The following is a 17866-nucleotide window of genomic DNA, read 5'->3' as shown; positions in this document are numbered from 1 at the left end:
CGCACCGCGGGCCGGCGACCGCCGTCGTGCCCGACGCCGTCGAGCCACCCGCAGCACCACACCGCGTCCCGTCCGTCCCCACTGCCTAAGGACACCCATGCCCTCGCCCCGTCCGCGCCTGCTCCTCAGCGCGTTCCTGATGAACACCCCCAACCACATCCTCGGCGGCCACTGGCGCCGCCCCGAGGCCCAGCAGCACCGCTTCAACGAGCTGTCCCTCTGGACCGGCCTGGCCCGCCAGCTCGAGGACGCCAAGTTCGACGCGCTGTTCTTCGCCGACGTCGCCGGCCTCTACGGCCAGTACGACGGCGGGTGGCACCGCCACGTCGAGAAGGGCCTGCAGGTGCCAGCGAACGATCCGCTGGTCCTCGCCTCCGCCCTCGCCGGCGCGACCGAGGACATCGGCCTGGCCCTGACCAGCTCCATCATCCAGGCCGAGCCGTTCCAGTTCGCCCGGCAGCTCTCCACCCTGGACCACCTCACCGGCGGCCGCGTCGCGTGGAACATCGTCACCAGCGTCCTGGAGAACGCGCACCGGAACTTCGGGGCCGGCGAGCTCGAGAAGCACGACGAGCGCTACGCCTGGGCCGAGGAGTACGCCGAGGCGGTCTACGCGCTGTGGGAGGGCTCGTGGGACGACGACGCCGTCCTCGCCGACAAGGCGGCCGGCCGCTACGCGGACCCGGCCAAGGTGCGCCGCATCAACCACCGCGGTGAGCGCTACAGTATCGACGGTCCCCACCTGGTGGAGCCGAGCCCGCAGCGGACGCCGTTCCTGTTCCAGGCCGGATCGTCACCGCGCGGGCGGGCGTTCGCCGGCCGCCATGCGGAGGCCACGTTCATCTTCGCCCCGTCGCCGGAGAGCGCGGCTCGCAACAGCGCCCTGGTGCGCGAGCAGGCCGTCGCCGCCGGGCGGGTGGCCGACGACGTGAAGGTCTTCGCCGGCCTCTCGTTCGTCATCGGCGGCACGGAGGAGGAGGCGCGCCGGAAGCAGGAGAGCCTCGAGGAGTCCCTGGACCTGGAGTACATCCTGGCGCACATCGGCGGCGGCCTCGGCGTCGACCTGGGCGGGCACGACCTCGACGCGCGGTTGGACGATCTCGGCGCCGGCTCCGTGCAGACCGAGGGCACGCAGGGCCACCTGGAGACGCTGCGGCGGCTCGCCCCGGACGGCAACCCGTCGCTGCGCGAGATCGCCCGCGCCCGGGCGTTCGGCCAGCAGATCGCCGGCACGCCGGAGCAGATCGCCGACCGCCTGGAGCAGTGGCAGGACGCCGGGATCGACGGCGTGAACGTCATGAACCAGGTCCTCCCGGACTCCTACACGGACTTCATCGAGGGCCTGCTGCCGGAGCTGCGCCGCCGCGGCCTCGCACAGACCGAGTACGCGCCCGGCACGCTGCGGGAGAAGGTCTTCGGCCGCGGCGCCCGCGTCGAGGCCTCGCACCCCGCGGCGGCCTTCCGCGGACGCGGCACCGACCTGAACTCGGCCGCCGCGCCGGCCGACCCGACCGCGGCCGCCGTGCCGGAGGGAGCGAACGCATGAGCACCTACGAGATCCTGCGCGAGCGTTTCGCGCCCGTCTTCGCCCGCATCGCCGCGGGCGCCTGGGACCGCGACCGCGAGCGGGTCCTGCCCGTCGAGCCGGTCGCCTGGCTCGACGCCGAGCGCTTCGGCGCCCTGCGCGTCCCTACCGAGCGCGGCGGCTACGGCGCGAGCCTCGAGACGGTGATCCGCCTCCTCGTGGACCTCTCCGCCGCCGACTCCAACGTGGGGCACCTGTACCGCTCCCACTTCGGGTTCGCGGAGACACTCTTCTGGCAGCCCGACGACGTCCGGACCCGCTGGTACGCCCGGCTGGTCGCGGGGGAGACGGTGGGCAACGCATCCACCGAGCGCGGCGGCAACGCCCTCGGCGAGCTCAACACCTCGCTCCGCCGCGACGCCGACGGCGTCTGGCGGCTGACCGGCGAGAAGTACTACTGCACCGGCACCATCTACTCCACCTACACGCGCGTCAGCGCCCAGGTGACGGGGCCGGACGGCGCGTCGACCGGGGAACGGCAGTTCGCCGTCGTGCGCGTGGACGCCGACGGCGTGCGCGTGCACGACGACTGGGACGGCTTCGGCCAGCGCCTCACCGGCACCGGCACCACGGAGTTCGAGGCCGTCGCGGTGGACGACGCCGACGTCCTGCCGCGTGTGAAGGGCACCCAGGAGGCGGTCCACGAGGCGGCGTTCTTCCAGCTGGTCCTGCTCGCCGTGCAGGCGGGCATCGCGCGGGCGGCCCGGGACGACGCCGCGGCGCTCGTCGCCGGGCGGAAGCGCACCTTCAACACCGGGTCGGGTGTGCCGTTCCGGGAGGACCCGCTGATCCAGGCGGAGGTCGGGCGGATCGCGGCGCAGGCGTTCGCGGCCGAGGCCGCCGTCGTCGCGGCCGCGCGGGCACTCGACGCCGCCTGGGACGCGTGCGCGGTCCGCTTCTCCAACGAGCCGGGCGACGTGCCCGCCGAGGCGTACGCGGCAGAGCTCGCGGTGGAGGCGGCGCACGTCAGCGTGCCCGATCTGGCGCTCGGCGCGGCCCAGGCCCTGTTCCAGACCGTCGGCGCCTCGGCGACGAGCTCCGCCAAGGGGCTGGACCGGCACTGGCGCAACGCCCAGACCGTCGCCACGCATAACCCCATCGCCTTCCGAGCGCGTTCGCTCGGGGACTACTACATCAACGGGACCACGCCGGAGGGGCTCAGCGCCATCGGCGACGCCGTCCGCGGCGGTTCCACCGCATCACCACTCGCATCCGAGGAACTCAAGGAGAACGCATGACCTTCGACATCACCCGCCGCACCGCCCTCCGCGGACTGGCCGCGACCGCGGCGATCGCCGGGCTCGCCGCGACGACGGGCTGTGGCCTGGCCGGCGCCGCCGAGGACAAGACCATCACCATCATCGCCACCGAGTCCGCGCCCTACCAGGAGCCGCTGAACATCGCGAAGGAGCTGCTGGCCGAGGAGGGCTGGGAGCTGAAGCCGACGTTCGTCACGGACATCGTCCAGCCGAACATCGCCGTCGCCAACGGCGAGTACGACGCGAACTTCTTCCAGCACGGGGCCTACCTGGAGCAGTTCGCGGCGGACAACAACCTGGAGCTCGAGGCGAGCTTCTACGTGTACTCGTCGCCGGCGGGCATCTGGAGCGACAAGTACGCCTCCCTCGACGAGCTGCCGGACGGCGCGCAGATCGCCCTGCCGGTGGACCCGTCCAACAACGGCCGAGGCCTGAAGCTGCTGGCGCAGGAGGGACTGATCGAGGTCGACGAGTCGAAGTCGGTCATCGAGCTGTCCCAGCGAGACATCACCGCGAACCCGAAGAACTTCGAGTTCGTCGAGGTCGACCAGCAGTCGCTCGCCACCACGCTGCCGGACGTCGACGCCGGGTTCATGTTCGTCCGCCTGGCCGCCGAGATCGGCCACACGCCGGCCGACGCCCTCGCGTTCGAGTCGATCGAGGAGGCGCTGCCGTACATCTGCCTGGTCGCCGGGCAGCCCGGGTTCGCCGAGTCCGAGAAGGGCAAGGCCCTGCAGGCCGCACTCCAGTCGCCGGAGGTCGAGGCGTGGTTCGACGACTACATCGACGGCGCCCTGGAGACCCCGTGGGACCGCGACGTGGCCGCGGACTTCGAGCAGTGGAAGCCGAAGGGCTGACCTGAACGCTTGAAGCGCCGTGCGGGCCGCGTCCACCCCGGTGGGCGTGGCCCGCAGCCGTCCTCCCGGCGAGAACGCGGGCGGACCGTGCACGCCTCCCCCTTTTGGGGCCGGGGCCGCGGCGGTCGACAAAGCCTGAGCTTGGTAGCTGGCCCTTCCGCTCTGCCGAAACGGGGAACCGTGCACCTCCCCGCCGCTCCAGAGGTCCCCGTGCGTCGGCCGGCGGTCACTCGGACCGGGCGCCCCGCCTCCGCCGGGGGATGAGCGCTCCCGCCGCCAGGCCGATCAGCAGGAAGGTCATGGGGCTCATCCGGGCGGCGTCGACGAGTTGGGCGAAGCTCGGGAACAGCCCGAGGCTGGAGAAGGCCAGGGGCAGTCCGAGCAGTCGCGGTACGGCGCCGGCGATGGCGAGGGCGCCGAGGCAGACGAGGAGCCCGACCGCGGCGGCCCGCGACCAGCCGGCCAGCAGGGCGGCGATCAGCAGCGCCAGCAGGATCAGTCCGCCGCCGAGGAGCAGCGCGGTGACGGAGGCCCCAGACCAGAAGATGAGGGAGTAGCCCCAGTTGCCCGCGTAGAAGACGGCTGCCCCGATCACCAGTCCGGCGATCAACCAGAGGACCGCGCCAACCGCGCCAACCGCGCCGGCCGTTCCTGTCCGTGTCCGCGTCTCGTGTGCCACTGTGCCTCATCGCCTCGGGTCGCTCCGTCGTCGTGGTTCCAGTCCAGTACCTGCGGGGCCGGAAGTCCAGAGCTGACCCGCCGGGAAGCCGGCCTGCTCATATGATGCTCACCATGCGCTCAAATGTTAGACTGGGTCCACGAAGGTGCGCCGCACCACCCATCGGGGTTGTCCGGCCCGGCGCGAATCGCCCGGTGCGGGGCGGCGGCCGCGCCCAACAGACGAGCGGAGTCAGTCATGAACGAACCCCGTGCGGCGCACTCCGCCGTCGACCTCTCGCTCCGGACGCTCGATGCCGCCTCCACCGGCGGCGCGCAGGTGCCCGGCTACGATCTCTCGGCCCGGCGGGTGGGGATCGTCCACTTCGGAGTCGGCGGCTTCCACCGCGCCCATCAGGCGCTCTACCTGGACCGGCTGATGAACGGCGGTCTCGCCCTCGACTGGGCGATCTGCGGCGTGGGCCTGATGCCGCACGACGCCGCGATGCGCGACGCGCTCACGGCCCAGGACGGCCTCTACACACTGGTCGAGAAGTCTCCTGATGGCCGTCGCGATGCACGCGTCGTCGGCTCTCTCGCCGAGTACCTCTTCGCCCCGGACCAGCCGGAGGCGGTCCTCGCCCGGCTGACGGATCCGGCGGTCCGCATTGTCTCCCTGACCGTCACCGAGGGCGGCTACAACTACAACCCCCGCACGGGCGAGTTCCTCGCGGAGACCCCCGCCGTCGCAGCCGATCTCGCCGCGGACTTCACGGCGGACTCCGGCGCCGGCGCGTTCCCCACCACCACCTTCGGTTACATCACCGAGGCCCTGCGCCGCCGTCGTGCCGCGGGCACGGCGCCCTTCACCGTGATGAGCTGCGACAACATCCAGGGCAACGGGCACCTGGCCCGCACGGTGTTCACCGCCTTCGCCGAGCTCAAGGACCCGGACCTCGGGGCCTGGATCGGCGAACACGTCGCGTTCCCGAACTCCATGGTGGACCGCATCACCCCGGTCACCACGGACGCCGACCGCGCCGCCGTCGAGGCCGAGTACGGCATCGCCGACCGCTGGCCCGTGGTCTGCGAGGACTACATCCAGTGGGTGCTCGAGGACGACTTCCCGGCCGGCCGCCCGCCGTTCGAGGAGGCCGGCGTCCAGGTCGTGGACGACGTCGAGCCGTACGAGCTCATGAAGCTGCGCCTGCTCAACGCCACGCACCAGGCGATGGCCTACACCGGCTACCTGGCCGGCTACCGCTACGCGCACGAGGCCGCGCAGGACCCGCTGTTCGCCGAGTTCTTCGCGCAGTACATGCGACGCGAGGCCGAGCCGACCCTCAAACCGGTCCCCGGCATCGACCTCGCCGCCTATCAGGCCAAGCTCCTCGAGCGGTTCTCCAACGAGCAGGTCCGCGACACCCTCGCCCGGCTCTGCGCCGAGTCCTCGGACCGCATCCCCACGTGGCTGGTCCCGGTGATCGTCCAAAACCTGCACGACGGCGGCGCGTCCGCCGGGCGGTCCGTCGCCCTGAGCGCGGCGATCGTCGCCTCGTGGGCCCGCTACGCCGAGGGGGTGGACGAGGCCGCCGCGCCGATCGACGTCGTGGACCGGCTCAAGGACCGGGTGATGGCGGCGGCAGCGCGCCAGGACGACGACGAGCTCGCGTTCCTGCGCGACGCCGAGCTGTTCGGCGAACTGGTCGAGAGCGAGGAGTTCGCGCGCCACTACGCCGCGGCGCTGCGGAGCTTCAAGACGGTGGGTTCGCGCGCGACGCTCGAGGCGCTCCGCGACTCGGGTTGGACCGGCCTGGCCTGATCCGTGGACCGGGTGGCCCGCGCCTGCGACCTCGACTCCCCGGCGACCGGGCAGGCCGCGGCCGAATGAGCGGCGGCGACTGCCTGGCCGGTCTGACTAGGGCGTCCTCTCGACGCGCAGGAGGCGATCGTCGTCGGGCCCGGGGGTACCGCGCCCGTCCGTGTTGTTCGTGAGCACCCACAGCGATCCGTCGGGCGCACGGGCTGCATCGCGGAGGCGCCCGTGCTCGCCGACCAGGTGCTCCGTGGCGGCGTCGAGGTCCTCCTGCGTCTCGTCCTCCTGCGGCAGCTGTTCCAGTGGGACCTCGCGGAGGCGCTCACCGCGCAGGTTGGCGATCCAGAGGCCGCCGCCGACGATCGCCATGCCGCTCGGGCTCGCGTCCGCGGGCGACCACTGCTGGACCGGGTCGATGAACCGATCGTCCCCGCCGACGCCCTCGACCTCGGGCCAGCCGTAGTTCCCGCCGGGTTCGATCACATTGAGCTCGTCCCACGTGTTCTGCCCGAACTCGCTGGAGTAGAGCGTGCCCTCCTCGTCCCACGCGAGGCCCTGCGGGTTCCGGTGCCCGTAGCTGTACACCGGGGAGCCCTCGAAGGGATTGTCCTCGGGCACCCCGCCGTCGGGCGTCAGGCGGAGAATCGTGCCGTTCAGGTCCTCCCGATCCTGCGCACTGGCGGCGTCGCCCGCGTCGCCGACGGTCGCGTAGAGCATCCCGTCCGGACCGAAGACGATCCGTCCGCCGTTGTGGTAGCTCGCGGCGTCCGGCGCGTCGAACCCGTCGAGGCCGTCCGCCCCGCCGAGGAGGGGCTCCGGTTCGCCGAGGCCCAGAGCGCCCGGCTCGCCGGTCAACGGGTACCGCTGGATCCGGTTCTCGTCCGGTGCGGTGAAATACGCGTACAGGTAGTCCTCGCGGACGGCGATTCCCAGGAGGCCGCCCTCGCCCCTCGGTGCGGCCTCGGCGATCGCACCGATCTCCCGTGCGGCGCCGTCCTCGGCGAGCTCCAGGATCCGTCCCGTGTCCCGCTCGCTCAGCAGGGGCGTGTCACCGTGGAACGCGATGGACCAGGGTGCGTCGAGACCGGAGGCGACGGTGGAGACGTCGAGCTCGGAGGGTTCCGCCTCGAGGCCGGACGGGCCCGAAGCGGGCCCCTCCGACGTGGGCGAGGCGCTCCGCTCGGCCGCCGGATCCGTGGCGCCGGTGCAGCCCGCCACGGCCGCGACGACGAGTGCGGGCACCAGGACGGCGCGTGAGCCGCGCGCGGTGGCGCGGGTCCTCATGCGCTCTCGCCCTCGGCGAGGAGTGCGACGACGGCGCGGTCCGGCTGCTGGGAGAAGTCGGCGACCCGGCCGCGTTCGAACAGCTCGACCACGCGGGGATCGACGTAGGAGTCCCGGGCGATGGCCGGCGTGTTGTGGAGCCATTCGGCGGCCGCCTTCATCGCCGCGGCCACCGCCGCCGGCGACGTGTCGCCGGCGCGGTAGGAGCGGGCCAGCGAGCGTGCCGCCGCCACGGTGCCCTGCCAGGTGCGGAAGTCCTTGGCCGAGAACCCCGGGCCGGCGATGCGCTCCAGGTACGCATTGATGGCGGCGGCGTCGATGCAGGCCCAGCGGCGGCCGCCCCGCCCGCCGTCGCGCGGGACGGCGAAGCAGAGGGCCGGTGCCGGACGCGGCCCCGCCGGCACGGACTCGAAGTACTGCAGCAGCAGCTCGTCCTCGATCCGCACGTCCCACTCGTTGCCGGACTTGCCCCGGAACCTCAGGTGGACCGTCCCGTCCTCGACGCTCACGTGCCGTCGCTGGAGCGTGGACGCGCCGAACGAGCCATTCTCCTGCGCGTACTCGGCCCCGCCGACCCGCAGACCGGCGCGGTCCATCAATCGGACCGCGGCCGCCAGCGCCCGGCGCCGGCCGTCGTCGGACTGGCGCAGGTCCCGCGTCACGGCCCGCCGGAGAGTGGGCAGCCGCCGCGCGAAGGCGAGCGAGTGCGTGAACTTCTCGGCGTCCCGCTGCTCGCGCCAGGCGGGGTGGTAGAGGTACTGGCGACGGCCGGCGTCGTCCACCCCGGTCGCCTGGATGTGGGCCTCGGGGTGGGAGGAGACCCAGACGTCGTTCCACGCCGGCGGAATGGCCAGCGCCTTGATCCGGTCCAGCTGCTGCCCGGGCCCGAGCTTGCGCCCGTTGGCCGAGTAGTAGGCGAACCCCCGGCCGGAACGACGACGGCGGATCCCGCCCTCCCCGGGCTCGACGTGGATCAGCCCGTCGGCCGCGGGCGACAGGGACTCGGCCTTCACCTAGGCGCTCTTCTTGGTGGTCTTTTTGCTGCTGTCGGAGGAGGAGCGGCCGGAGGAGCCCGACGACTTCTTGGCGGTCCCGGACTTCTTCGCCGCGGAGGACTTCTTGGCGGTCCCGGACTTTTTCGCCGCGGAGGACTTCTTGGCGGTCCCGGACTTCGCCGTCGACTTCTTGGCCGACGACTTCGATCCGCTCGACTTGCTCCCGCTCGCCTTGGTCTTCGATCCGCTCTTGGAGGAGGCCGACTTCCGCGACGACTCAGACTTCTCGTCTGCGTCTGCGTCTGCGTCTGTGTCGTCGTCGCTCTCGTCGTCGTCCGCGTCAGCCGCGGAGGTGCGCTGGGAACCGCCGCCGCGCTTGGTCTCGACGCTGCGCTTGAGCGCCTCCATCAGGTCGACGACGTTGCCGCGGTCGGTCTCGGCCTCCTCGCGCGCGGCCTCGGCGTCGCCGAAGGTGGCGTCCGTGTCCAGGGCGTCGCCCTTCTCCAGCTTCTCCTCGATGAGGACCTGCAGCTCCTCCTGGTACTCGTCCACATAGTCCTCGGGTGTGAAGTCGCCGGAGAACTGGTCGACGAGTGCGGCGGCCATCTTCAGCTCCTGGTCGCTCACCTTGGCCTTGCTCTGGGTAGCGGGGAAGTCCACCTCGCGCAGCTCGTCGGCCCAGCGCAGCTGCTGGAGGATCAGGACCTTGTCCCGCACGCGCAGCGCGCCCAGATTGGTGCGCCGGCGCAGGGAGAACCGGACGATCGCCGTCAGGTCGCTGGCCTCCAGCGTGCGCCGCAGCAGGATGTAGGCCTTGGGCGACTTGGACATCGGCTCCAGGTAGTAGCTCTTGTCCATGAGCAGTGGGTCGATCTGGTCGCTCGGGACGAACTGCACGACGTCGATCTCGTCGCTCTTCTCCGCCGGCAACGACTCGATGTCCTCATCGGAGAGGACCACGGTGCGGTCGCCGTCGTCGTAGGCCTTGTCGATGTCCTCGTACTCGACCTTCTTCCCGCAGACCTCGCAGCGGCGCTCGTAGCGGATCCGCCCGCCATCGGCGTCGTGCACCTGGTGCAGGCGGATGTCGTGGTCCGTCGTCGCGCCGTAGACCTTGACCGGCACGTTGACCAGTCCGAAGGCGACAGCGCCCGTCCATATGGCCCTCATGGGCACAGTGAACCACCGGACCTTTGGAGTTGGCTAGGGATTCGCTGGGTCCTCTGGCCAAGTCCGCCCGCGACGGACAGGGTGGGAGCAGTGCGGTGCCCTGCGGCCCTGGTCGGCCGGGGATTGCTGGCGCGGACGGCAGGCGCGGATCGTCGGCACGGACTGCCGGGCGCGGGGTGCCGGATGCCGACGGGATGGAGGAGAGCATGGCGGGACGGAGCGGATCGCAGCGGCAGACGGTGGAGGTCGCCGGACAGCGGCTGCGCGTGAGCAACCTGGACAAGGTCCTCTACCCCGAGGCCGGGACCACCAAGGCGGACGTGCTGGACTACCTGGCGCGGGTGGCCCACGTGCTCATCCCGCAGGCCGCGTGGCGGCCCGTCACCCGCAAGCGCTGGGTCGACGGCGTCGGGACGGAGGAGAAGCCCGGCAAGGTCTTCTTCCGCAAGGACCTGGAGGACTCGGCGCCGGACTGGATCGCGCGCGCGGCCATCAAGCACAAGGACCACACGAACACGTACCCGCTGGCCAACGACCCCGCGGTGCTCGCCTGGTTCGGCCAGGTGGCCGCGCTGGAGGTCCACGTCCCGCAGTGGCGGTTCGCCCCGGACGGGACGCCGCGGAACCCGGACCGGATGGTGCTGGACCTGGACCCGGGGGAGGGCGCCGGGCTCGCCGAGTGCGCCGAGGTGGCGGTGCTGTGCCGGGAGCTGCTCGAGGGCATGGACCTCACCGCGGTCCCGGTGACCTCCGGATCCAAGGGCATCCACCTGTACGTGGCGCTCGACGGGACCTACACCACGGAGCAGGTCTCCGACGTCGCGCACGAGCTCGCCCGGGCGCTCGAGGCCGACCACCCGGACCTGGTGGTCTCCGACATGAAGAAGACGCTCCGCAAGGGCAAGGTGCTGGTGGACTGGAGCCAGAACAACGGCAACAAGACCACCGTCTGCCCGTACTCCCTGCGCGGCCGGGCCCAGCCGATGGTCGCGGCGCCGCGCACCTGGAAGGAGATCCAGCGCCCGGACCTCGCCCAGTTGGACTACCTCGACGTGCTCGAGCGCGTCGAGTCCGGGCTGGATCCGATCGCCGAGCAGGGCTGGCAGGGCACCTCGGAGACCGAGGGGCCTGGTCCGAAGGCCGGCCGGAAGGCCGCCGAGCAGCCGTCGTCCGCCAGCGATGGATCGAAGGAGTCGAAGGAGTCGAAGAAGCCCGGCGGCAGCGACGCCGCGGGCCGGACGGGGAAGAAGGAGGACGGCGGCGCTGCGCCGGCGCCCGCGGACCGGCTCGCCGAGTACCGCGCCAAACGGGACGCGACGAAGACCCGCGAGCCGGTGCCCGAGGAATCGCCCGCCCCGCGCGAGGGGGAGGAGCCCATCTTCGTCATCCAGGAGCACCACGCCCGGCGACTGCACTACGACTTCCGCCTGGAGCACTCCGGCGTCCTGGTCTCCTGGGCCGTGCCCAAGGGGCCGCCGCTGGAGACGGACGAGAACCGCCTCGCCGTCCAGACCGAGGACCATCCGATGGAGTACGCGACCTTCGAGGGCGAGATCGCCAAGGGCGAGTACGGGGCCGGGCAGGTCTCCATCTGGGACAGCGGGACCATCGAGATCGAGAAGTGGCGCGAGGGCAAGGAGGTCATCGCGGTGCTCTCGGGCCGGCCCGACGGCGGGCTCGGCGGGGTGCCGCGGCGCTTCGCGCTCATCAACGCGCCCGGCATGGGCGGCGAGGACAACTGGCTGCTGAAGCTCATGAAGGACCAGCCGCGGTCGCCGCGGGCCCGGGCGGCCCGGCGCGAGGCCCAGCGCAGCTCCGCCCCGTCGAAGCCGCAGCAGGGCGATGCGCGCTGGACCGAGGAGCTGGAGGAGCCCCCGGCGCCCATGCTCGCGACCGCCGGCGGGGTCGGCGACCTCGCGCCGGACGACGACTGGGTCTTCGAGATGAAGTGGGACGGGGTCCGCGCGATCGTCGGCATCGTCGACGGGAAGGTCCAGCTGACCAGCCGGAACGGACGGGACATGTCCGCCCTCTATCCGGAGCTGCAAGAGCTCGCCGGACTCGGCAAGGACGGGGCGGACCTCCACGGGGCCGTGCTCGACGGCGAGATCGTCGCGCTCGGCGCGGGCCACCGCCCGGACTTCGGGCTCCTGCAGACCCGGATGAAGCTCACGAAGAAGAAGGAGATCGAGGCCGCGGCAGAGCGGGTCCCCGTGCACCTCATGCTCTTCGACGCGCTCCGCGTCCCCGACGGCGGCGGCATCCGCGCCCTGATGCGCGACCCCTACACCGAGCGGCGCGAGGCCCTCCTCGCGGCCGTCGAGGAGGGCGGGCACATCCACCTGCCGCCGGCCCACGGATCCAGCCGGGACGACGACGGCAGGACGACGGCCGACGGACGCCGCGGCGTCGACGACGCGATCGAGTCCAGCCAGGAGCTGGGCCTCGAGGGGATCATCGCCAAGCGCGCCGACTCCACCTACCAGCCCGGTCGGCGCAGCCGGAACTGGATCAAGATCAAGAACGAGAAGCACCAGGAGGTCGTGGTCATCGGCTGGCGCACCGGGCTCGGCTCGCGCGCCTCCAGCATCGGGTCGCTCCTGGTCGCCGTGCCGGAGGACGGCGAGCTCGTCTACGCGGGACGCGTCGGGACGGGGTTCGACGACCGTGACCTCGAGGACGCCGCCGCGAAGCTGCGCCGGCTCGAGCGCAAGACGCCGCCGGCCGACGTCCCGCGGGCGGACGCCCGGGACGCCCACTGGGTGACGCCCCGGCTGGTCGGCGAGGTCCGCTACTCGGAGGTCACCGGCGGCGGCCGGCTCCGCCATCCCGTCTGGCGCGGCTGGCGCCCGGACAAGGCCCCGGACGACGTCGTCTGGGAGGAGTGAGGCCCGCTGGAGGGGTCCGGCTCCCGGGCACCGCAGCTCAGGCGATCCGGAGCCCGGTGCCGGCGCGTCGGATGGCGGCGAGGGAGCGCTCCAGCGCGGGCCGCGGCTCGAGCGCGTAGCGGCCGTCGCCGAACAGCTCGACCGTGGCGAGCCCCGCGTAGCCGCAGCGGTCGAGCGCGGCGACGATCTCTCCCAGCGGCAGCTCCCCGTCGCCCCACGCCAGGTGTCCGGCGGGGGCGCCGTCGACGAGGTGGACGTGGCGCACGCGCTCGCCGAGGAGCTCCGCGTAGTCGTCCACGGTGTCGCCGGCGACCGCCGCGCCGACCGTGTCCAGAACGACGCCGAGGCGTGGGTCGGCGACGTCGGCCAGCATCCGCGCGGCGTCTGCCGCCGTGTTCACGAGGTTCGACTCGACCCGCTGCAGGGGCTCGAGCACGCACTCCACCCCCAGTCCGGCGGCGTGCGCGGAGATCTCCGCGAGGGCATCGACGGCGCGCGCCCACCCCGCCGCGCGCGGCTCGTCCTCGCCGCCGCGACCGGCGGTGACGAGGAGCATCGGCGCGCCCAGCCCGGCGGCGAGCTCGGCCGCGCGCCGGAACATCGCGATGCTGGCCGCTCGCAACCGCGGATCCGGCGACGCCACGTTGACCGGGTACGCGACCTGCTCGGGCGTGAAGCACGCGATCCGCAGGCCCCGCTCCTCCGCCGCCCACCGGATGCGGCGGGCGTCGTCGTCCTCGAGCCAGGGCACGTGCGCGTGCGGGGCGACGCCCCATAGCTCCAAGCTGGTGCGGCCGAGGTCGGCGAGGTCGTCGAGGCAGCGCTCGAGCGGGAGGTGCTGGTAGGCGAAGTTCGAGCCGGCCACGCGGTCGACGAGCGGCGTGCGGGTCATTTACCGATCCCCTCCGAGAGGCCCTTGATGAAGTAGCGCTGGCTCGCGAAGAACAGCACGATCACCGGCAGCGCCGCGACCACCATGCCGGCGAACACCACCGGGTAGTCGGTGCCGTGCCGGCTCATCAGGCTCGTGAGGCCCACCGGCAGCGTCTGGACCGCGGTACCGCTGGTGAAGACCATCGCGAACAGGTACTCGTTCCAGGCGAAGAGGATGTGCAGGATCACCGTGGAGATGATGATCGGCTTGCACATCGGCAGGGTGATCCGCCAGAACGTCGTCCAACGGCTCGCCCCGTCCACCTCCGCCGCCTCGTCGATCTCGCGCGGCAGATCGATCATGTACGCGCGGATCAGGAACGTGGTGAACGGGATCCGGAAGGCGGTGTAGAGGATCAGCAGCGCCCAGAACGTGTTGTAGAGGCCCATGGCCTGGAACATCCGGACCAGGGGGACCAGTGCGACGGCGGGCGCGAGCATCAGGCCGCCGAGGATGATCCCGGAGATCGTCCGGCCGAAGGGCATCCGCACGCGCGTCAGGCCGAAGGCGGCCCACGCGCTGATGAACACGGTCGCGACCGTCGACGTCACCGTGACCAGGACGCTGGCGGTGAGATAGTCGCTCACGCCGTTGTTCCAGGCCAGTGCGTAGTTCTCCCAGTTCAGCTGCAGCGGGAGCGCGAACGGGTTCCCGAAGAGCTCGGCGTTGGTCTTGAAGCCGTTGAGCACCATCCACAGCAGCGGATAGGCCACGACCACCACCAGCGCCAGCAGGAACGACCACAGGAAGACGCGGCTGATCGCGCCGAGGAATCCAGTGCGGGTCATCAGAAATCCACCCTTCTGCGTCGCGTGTACCAGAGCTGGCCGAGGGCGACGCCGAGCGTCACCACGAAGATGACGGTCGCGATCGCCGCGGCGTAGCCGAAGTCGTTCTGGACGAAGCCGCTGCGGTACAGCCAGGTGGCGAGCACCTGGGTCGAGTTGTCGGGGCCTCCGCTGGTCATCACCATGACCTCGTTGAAGACCTGGAAGGCACCCGAGATGGTGATGATCACCATCAGTCCGGTCATCTCCCGGACGAGCGGCACGGTCACGTGGAAGAAGCGGCGGATCGGTCCGACGCCGTCGAGGGCGGCCGCCTCGTAGAGCTCGGTGGGGACGCGCTGGATCGCCACGGCGAACAGCAGCGTCGAGTAGCCGAAGCCCTGCCACTGGCTCATCGCGATGATCGCGACCATGGCGGTCGATCCCTGCCCCAGCCACGGCTGGGCGAGGAAGCCGAGTCCCACCGCGTCGAGCAGGTGGTTCAGCAGGCCCAGATTGGGTTCGTAGATGAAGTAGAACAGCAGGCCGGCCACGGTGAGGGAGATGGCCGACGGGATGAAGTAGATGGCCCGGAGGGCCTTCCGCCACCGGGCGCTGCGGAGGCTCTCGATCATCGCGGCGAGCACCAGGGCGCCCGCGACCTGGAAGGCGATGGACAGCAGGGCGTACAGGACGTTGTTGCCCAGCGCCCGCCAGAAGACCTCGTCGCCGAGCAGCTTCTCGTAGTTCTCGAGCCCCACGGACTCCGAGGCGCCGGAGTAGATGTCCCACTCCTGCGTGGAGAACACGAAGTTCTGCACCAGCGGCAGGTAGACGAACACGGCGAGGACCACGAGCGCCGGCAGGACCCAGGCCAGGCCGAGGATCCGCGCCCGGCGCGACTTCGGGCTCGCTCCGCCGACGCTCCCGCGCCGCCAGCGCCGCGCCGTGCGCGTCGGGCCCGGCTGGCTCATGGCCCCGGCGCGTCCGGCCGGTGCCGGCGCGGCCGTGGGGCCGGGGTGCCGGGCGGCGTCGCCCGGCACCCGCGCCTCACTTGGCGTCGTCGTTCGCTGCGCGAACACTCTCGAGCACCTCTTCCGGAGTGGAGCTGCCGCTGATCAGCGCCTCGCCACCGGCGAGCCACGCGCCGGCGACCTCGGGCACGGTGACCGTGTCCAGCCAGGCGACGAGCTGCGACGCCTCGTTGACCTGGGTGATGCCCTCGTAGACGGCCTTGCTGGAGGTCTCCTCGGTGACGGCTCCGACGACGCTGCTCGGCTGGCCGTACGGCGGCGAGGAGAGCGTCGTGGCGTGCTCCTCCTGGGTCGCGAACTTCATGAAGTCCGCGGCCAGGGCGGCCTGCGGCGACTTCGCATTGATCAGGTACCCCTCGGGAGCGCCCTCGAGCGCCTGGGGGTCGCCGGCGGCGTCGGCCGTGGCGGGGAGCGGGAAGATCCCGAAGTCCTCCTCCGTGAGCGTGCTGCCCTCGGCGGTGACGGTGTCGAACTCCAGGACCTCCTGGTAGTACATGGCCGCGCGGCCGCCGGCGAAGGCCTCCTGCGCGGTGGTGTAGAGAACGCCGTTGGTCCCGGTGCCGGTGTCGGTGCACTCGGTCACGAGCGTCTGGAACTGCTCCAGCGACTTCGCGTAGCCGGGGTCCGTCCACTGCGCGGTCTCCGGGTCGAAGTCCGCCTGCAGGACATCGCTCGGCACGTTGTAGGCGAACAGCTGCTGGAGGTAGTGGAGGGCCGGCCAGCCGTCCTTGTTGCCGAACGCGATGGGCTCGTAGCCGGCGTCGCGGAGGGGTCCGCACGCCTGGATGAGCTCGTCGAAGGTCGTCGGCACCTCGACGCCGGCCTCGGCGAAGGCGGACTTGCTGTAGCCCATGAACTTGCCGTTGTTGTAGAGCGGGACGCCGTAGTACTTGCCGTCGTACTCGAAGGCGGAGAGGGAGGCCTCGCCGAAGCGCTCGCCCCACTCGGTGCCCGGGGCGATCAGCTCCGTGAGGTCCGCCGCGAGGCCGCCCTCCACGAAGTTCTGCGCCCAGTCGCCGGTCCAGGTGAAGTAGACATCAGGCAGGGCGCCCGACGCCGTCAGCGTCTTCGTCTTGTCCTTGATCGACTGATCGGTCTCCTGGATCAGCTCGACGTCGACGTCGGGATGCTCGGCCTCGTACTCCGCGGCCACGTCCGCGAAGTACGACTCGAGCGGTTCGCCGGCGAACTTGGTCAGGATCGAGAGCTTCCCCTCGTAGACGGGCTCGCCGGTGACGTCGGCCGCGGGCTGGGCCGCCCCGCTGGAGCAGCCGGCCAGTGCGAGTGCGGTCGCGGCGGTCGCCGCCACGGCCGTGATGGTGCGTTTCGTGCGCATGTCTGCCTCTCTGAGGGGCGGCCGGGGCCGCCCTGGAGCGGTCGCCGGACCGCCGTCGGAACGTCGGTGTAGCTGTCAGGCGAGTGTAACCAAAACCTGATACCGGTACCAGAGTTTTTCCGAATCTCTTTCCTGAGACTCTGAATCCCTGATAAATCGGGGGTGTTGACGCTTTTCGCCGACCTATGCCACGATGAGGCACACCTGATACCGGTACCACATTCCGTTTCTGCGGGGACCCGTGCGCCGGATCGCGAGAAAGGATCAAACATGCTCGGCTTCGAAGAGAATGATTTCCGCAACCAGCTCGCCAGCGCCGTCGCCCTGCGGCCGCGGATCGAGCAGCTGGTCGACGAGCTGCTCGCCCGCGGCGTCGACAACGTGCTGCTCGTGGGGGCGGGCGGCACCTATTCGCAGATGTGGCCCTACGAGCTGCTGGCCCGCGAGCGCTCCACGCTGTCGGTGCGCTCCGCGATCGCGGCCGAGCTCGTGGTCACCGGCGACGCCCTGCTCGGCGAGAGCACGGTCGCCGTGTTCACCTCGGTCACCGGGACGACGGAGGACGTCGTCCGTGCCATCGAGTACGTCCAGGCGGCGGGCGCGACGACGGTGGCCTTCACCGGCTACCCGGAGTCGCCGATCGCGACCGCCGTCGACCACGCGCTGGTCTCCGAGCCGAAGACCTGGCCGTTCGACATGCAGCTGCTGCTGTTCGTGGGTCGGCTGCTGGAGCGGCGCGGCGAGTTCGACGGCTACGCGTCGCTCGCCGACGAGCTCGTGAACCTGCCGGAGGCCATGGTCAGCGTCGCGCGGCAGGCCGAGCCGATGGCCGAGGCCTTCGCCGAGGCGCACCGGGACACGGACTACTACTTCCTCATCGGCGGCGGCCCGCTCTGGGCGTTCACCTACCTCTACTCGATGTGCATCCTGGAGGAGATGCAGTGGATCCGGACCACCCGCGTCCACAGCGCGGAGTTCTTCCACGGCTCGCTCGAGCTCCTCGAGAAGGACACCGCAGTCCTCGTGTTCCAGGGCGAGGACCGGACGCGCCCGCTCACGGACCGGGCCGAGAACTTCGTCAAGCGCATCTCCGAGGACGTCACGGTCTTCGACACGCGCAACTACGTGCTCGAGGGCTTCAGCCCGGAGAACCGCGCCCTCATCGCCCCGATCGTGCTGGACACGATCATGGGCCGCGTGAGCAAGCACCTGGAACGCGTGCGCGACCACTCGCTGGACCTCCGCCGCTACTACCGCGTCCTCCAGTACTGAGAGGCGGGGCAG

General features: G+C 71.5%; 14 protein-coding genes. 6 read left to right on the top strand and 8 right to left on the bottom strand.

What is annotated here, in order from left to right; translation table 11 throughout:
* The first annotated feature begins 97 nt into the window (after nt 1–97).
* From RIN46_RS01810 to RIN46_RS01800, 3 genes are read left to right on the top strand one after another with little or no spacing between them, the layout of a single operon-like run.
* The gene (locus RIN46_RS01810) at nt 98–1546 is read left to right on the top strand and encodes an LLM class flavin-dependent oxidoreductase (RefSeq protein WP_309081432.1); all 1449 of its coding nucleotides are present in this window, start codon (nt 98–100) and stop codon (nt 1544–1546) included.
* Nucleotides 1543–2823, top strand: a complete 1281-nt coding sequence (locus RIN46_RS01805; protein WP_309081433.1) for an acyl-CoA dehydrogenase family protein — start codon at nt 1543–1545, stop codon at nt 2821–2823. The genes RIN46_RS01810 and RIN46_RS01805 overlap by 4 nt, the downstream gene beginning before the upstream one ends.
* Nucleotides 2820–3701: a MetQ/NlpA family ABC transporter substrate-binding protein gene (locus RIN46_RS01800; RefSeq protein ID WP_309081434.1), complete on the top strand. Its 882-nt coding sequence runs from the start codon at nt 2820–2822 to the stop codon at nt 3699–3701. Before RIN46_RS01805 ends, RIN46_RS01800 begins: the two co-directional genes overlap by 4 nt.
* A gap of 226 nt (nt 3702–3927) precedes the next feature.
* Here RIN46_RS01800 and RIN46_RS01795 read toward each other — a convergent pair whose 3' ends face one another.
* Entirely contained in the window at nt 3928–4311 is a 384-nt protein-coding gene (locus RIN46_RS01795; RefSeq protein ID WP_309081435.1) for a hypothetical protein, read from the bottom strand.
* 306 nt (nt 4312–4617) lie between these two features.
* Between RIN46_RS01795 and RIN46_RS01790 the strand changes: the two genes are divergently transcribed.
* Nucleotides 4618–6180, top strand: coding sequence for a mannitol dehydrogenase family protein (locus RIN46_RS01790; protein WP_309081436.1), 1563 nt, complete (start codon nt 4618–4620; stop codon nt 6178–6180).
* 96 nt (nt 6181–6276) lie between these two features.
* On the opposite strand, the gene RIN46_RS01785 is transcribed toward RIN46_RS01790, so the two are convergent.
* From RIN46_RS01785 to RIN46_RS01775, 3 genes are read right to left on the bottom strand one after another with little or no spacing between them, the layout of a single operon-like run.
* Nucleotides 6277–7458, bottom strand: coding sequence for a PQQ-dependent sugar dehydrogenase (locus tag RIN46_RS01785; protein ID WP_309081437.1), 1182 nt, complete (start codon nt 7456–7458; stop codon nt 6277–6279).
* Nucleotides 7455–8471, bottom strand: coding sequence for a DNA topoisomerase IB (locus tag RIN46_RS01780; protein ID WP_309081438.1), 1017 nt, complete (start codon nt 8469–8471; stop codon nt 7455–7457). The genes RIN46_RS01785 and RIN46_RS01780 overlap by 4 nt, the downstream gene beginning before the upstream one ends.
* Nucleotides 8472–9623, bottom strand: coding sequence for a Ku protein (locus RIN46_RS01775; protein ID WP_309081439.1), 1152 nt, complete (start codon nt 9621–9623; stop codon nt 8472–8474).
* Between the two features lie 206 nt (nt 9624–9829).
* Between RIN46_RS01775 and RIN46_RS01770 the strand changes: the two genes are divergently transcribed.
* The gene (locus RIN46_RS01770) at nt 9830–12511 is read left to right on the top strand and encodes an ATP-dependent DNA ligase (RefSeq protein ID WP_309081440.1); all 2682 of its coding nucleotides are present in this window, start codon (nt 9830–9832) and stop codon (nt 12509–12511) included.
* Between the two features lie 37 nt (nt 12512–12548).
* On the opposite strand, the gene RIN46_RS01765 is transcribed toward RIN46_RS01770, so the two are convergent.
* Genes RIN46_RS01765 through RIN46_RS01750 form a run of 4 tightly spaced genes read right to left on the bottom strand, consistent with a single transcriptional unit; the run spans nt 12549 to nt 16582 of the window.
* Nucleotides 12549–13403 carry a TIM barrel protein gene (locus RIN46_RS01765; RefSeq protein ID WP_309081441.1) on the bottom strand — a complete coding sequence of 285 codons (855 nt, stop codon included), beginning with the start codon at nt 13401–13403 and terminating at the stop codon, nt 12549–12551.
* Entirely contained in the window at nt 13400–14233 is an 834-nt protein-coding gene (locus RIN46_RS01760) for a carbohydrate ABC transporter permease (RefSeq protein WP_309081442.1), read from the bottom strand. Before RIN46_RS01760 ends, RIN46_RS01765 begins: the two co-directional genes overlap by 4 nt.
* Complete coding sequence (locus RIN46_RS01755; protein ID WP_309081443.1) at nt 14233–15294, bottom strand: sugar ABC transporter permease; 1062 nt, start codon at nt 15292–15294, stop codon at nt 14233–14235. The genes RIN46_RS01760 and RIN46_RS01755 overlap by 1 nt, the downstream gene beginning before the upstream one ends.
* Nucleotides 15263–16582, bottom strand: a complete 1320-nt coding sequence (locus tag RIN46_RS01750) for an extracellular solute-binding protein (RefSeq protein WP_309081444.1) — start codon at nt 16580–16582, stop codon at nt 15263–15265. The genes RIN46_RS01755 and RIN46_RS01750 overlap by 32 nt, the downstream gene beginning before the upstream one ends.
* A 270-nt stretch (nt 16583–16852) precedes the next feature.
* Between RIN46_RS01750 and RIN46_RS01745 the strand changes: the two genes are divergently transcribed.
* Nucleotides 16853–17854 carry an SIS domain-containing protein gene (locus RIN46_RS01745; protein ID WP_309081445.1) on the top strand — a complete coding sequence of 334 codons (1002 nt, stop codon included), beginning with the start codon at nt 16853–16855 and terminating at the stop codon, nt 17852–17854.
* Nucleotides 17855–17866: the final 12 nt, after the last annotated feature.

This window comes from Zhihengliuella sp. (genome assembly GCF_031178195.1).
Classification (GTDB): Bacteria; Actinomycetota; Actinomycetes; order Actinomycetales; family Micrococcaceae; genus Zhihengliuella.
This window is presented reverse-complemented; position numbering and strand designations above follow the sequence as displayed.

Bases quoted from the DNA above. Each gene is read 5' to 3' on its own strand.
- RIN46_RS01810 (WP_309081432.1), top strand. From the start codon at position 98: ATGCCCTCGCCCCGTCCGCGCCTGCTCCTCAGCGCGTTCCTGATGAAC.
- RIN46_RS01805 (WP_309081433.1), top strand. From the start codon at position 1,543: ATGAGCACCTACGAGATCCTGCGCGAGCGTTTCGCGCCCGTCTTCGCC.
- RIN46_RS01800 (WP_309081434.1), top strand. From the start codon at position 2,820: ATGACCTTCGACATCACCCGCCGCACCGCCCTCCGCGGACTGGCCGCG.
- RIN46_RS01790 (WP_309081436.1), top strand. From the start codon at position 4,618: ATGAACGAACCCCGTGCGGCGCACTCCGCCGTCGACCTCTCGCTCCGG.
- RIN46_RS01785 (WP_309081437.1), bottom strand. From the start codon at position 7,458: ATGAGGACCCGCGCCACCGCGCGCGGCTCACGCGCCGTCCTGGTGCCC.
- RIN46_RS01775 (WP_309081439.1), bottom strand. From the start codon at position 9,623: ATGAGGGCCATATGGACGGGCGCTGTCGCCTTCGGACTGGTCAACGTG.
- RIN46_RS01770 (WP_309081440.1), top strand. From the start codon at position 9,830: ATGGCGGGACGGAGCGGATCGCAGCGGCAGACGGTGGAGGTCGCCGGA.
- RIN46_RS01765 (WP_309081441.1), bottom strand. From the start codon at position 13,403: ATGACCCGCACGCCGCTCGTCGACCGCGTGGCCGGCTCGAACTTCGCC.
- RIN46_RS01760 (WP_309081442.1), bottom strand. From the start codon at position 14,233: ATGACCCGCACTGGATTCCTCGGCGCGATCAGCCGCGTCTTCCTGTGG.
- RIN46_RS01750 (WP_309081444.1), bottom strand. From the start codon at position 16,582: ATGCGCACGAAACGCACCATCACGGCCGTGGCGGCGACCGCCGCGACC.
- RIN46_RS01745 (WP_309081445.1), top strand. From the start codon at position 16,853: ATGCTCGGCTTCGAAGAGAATGATTTCCGCAACCAGCTCGCCAGCGCC.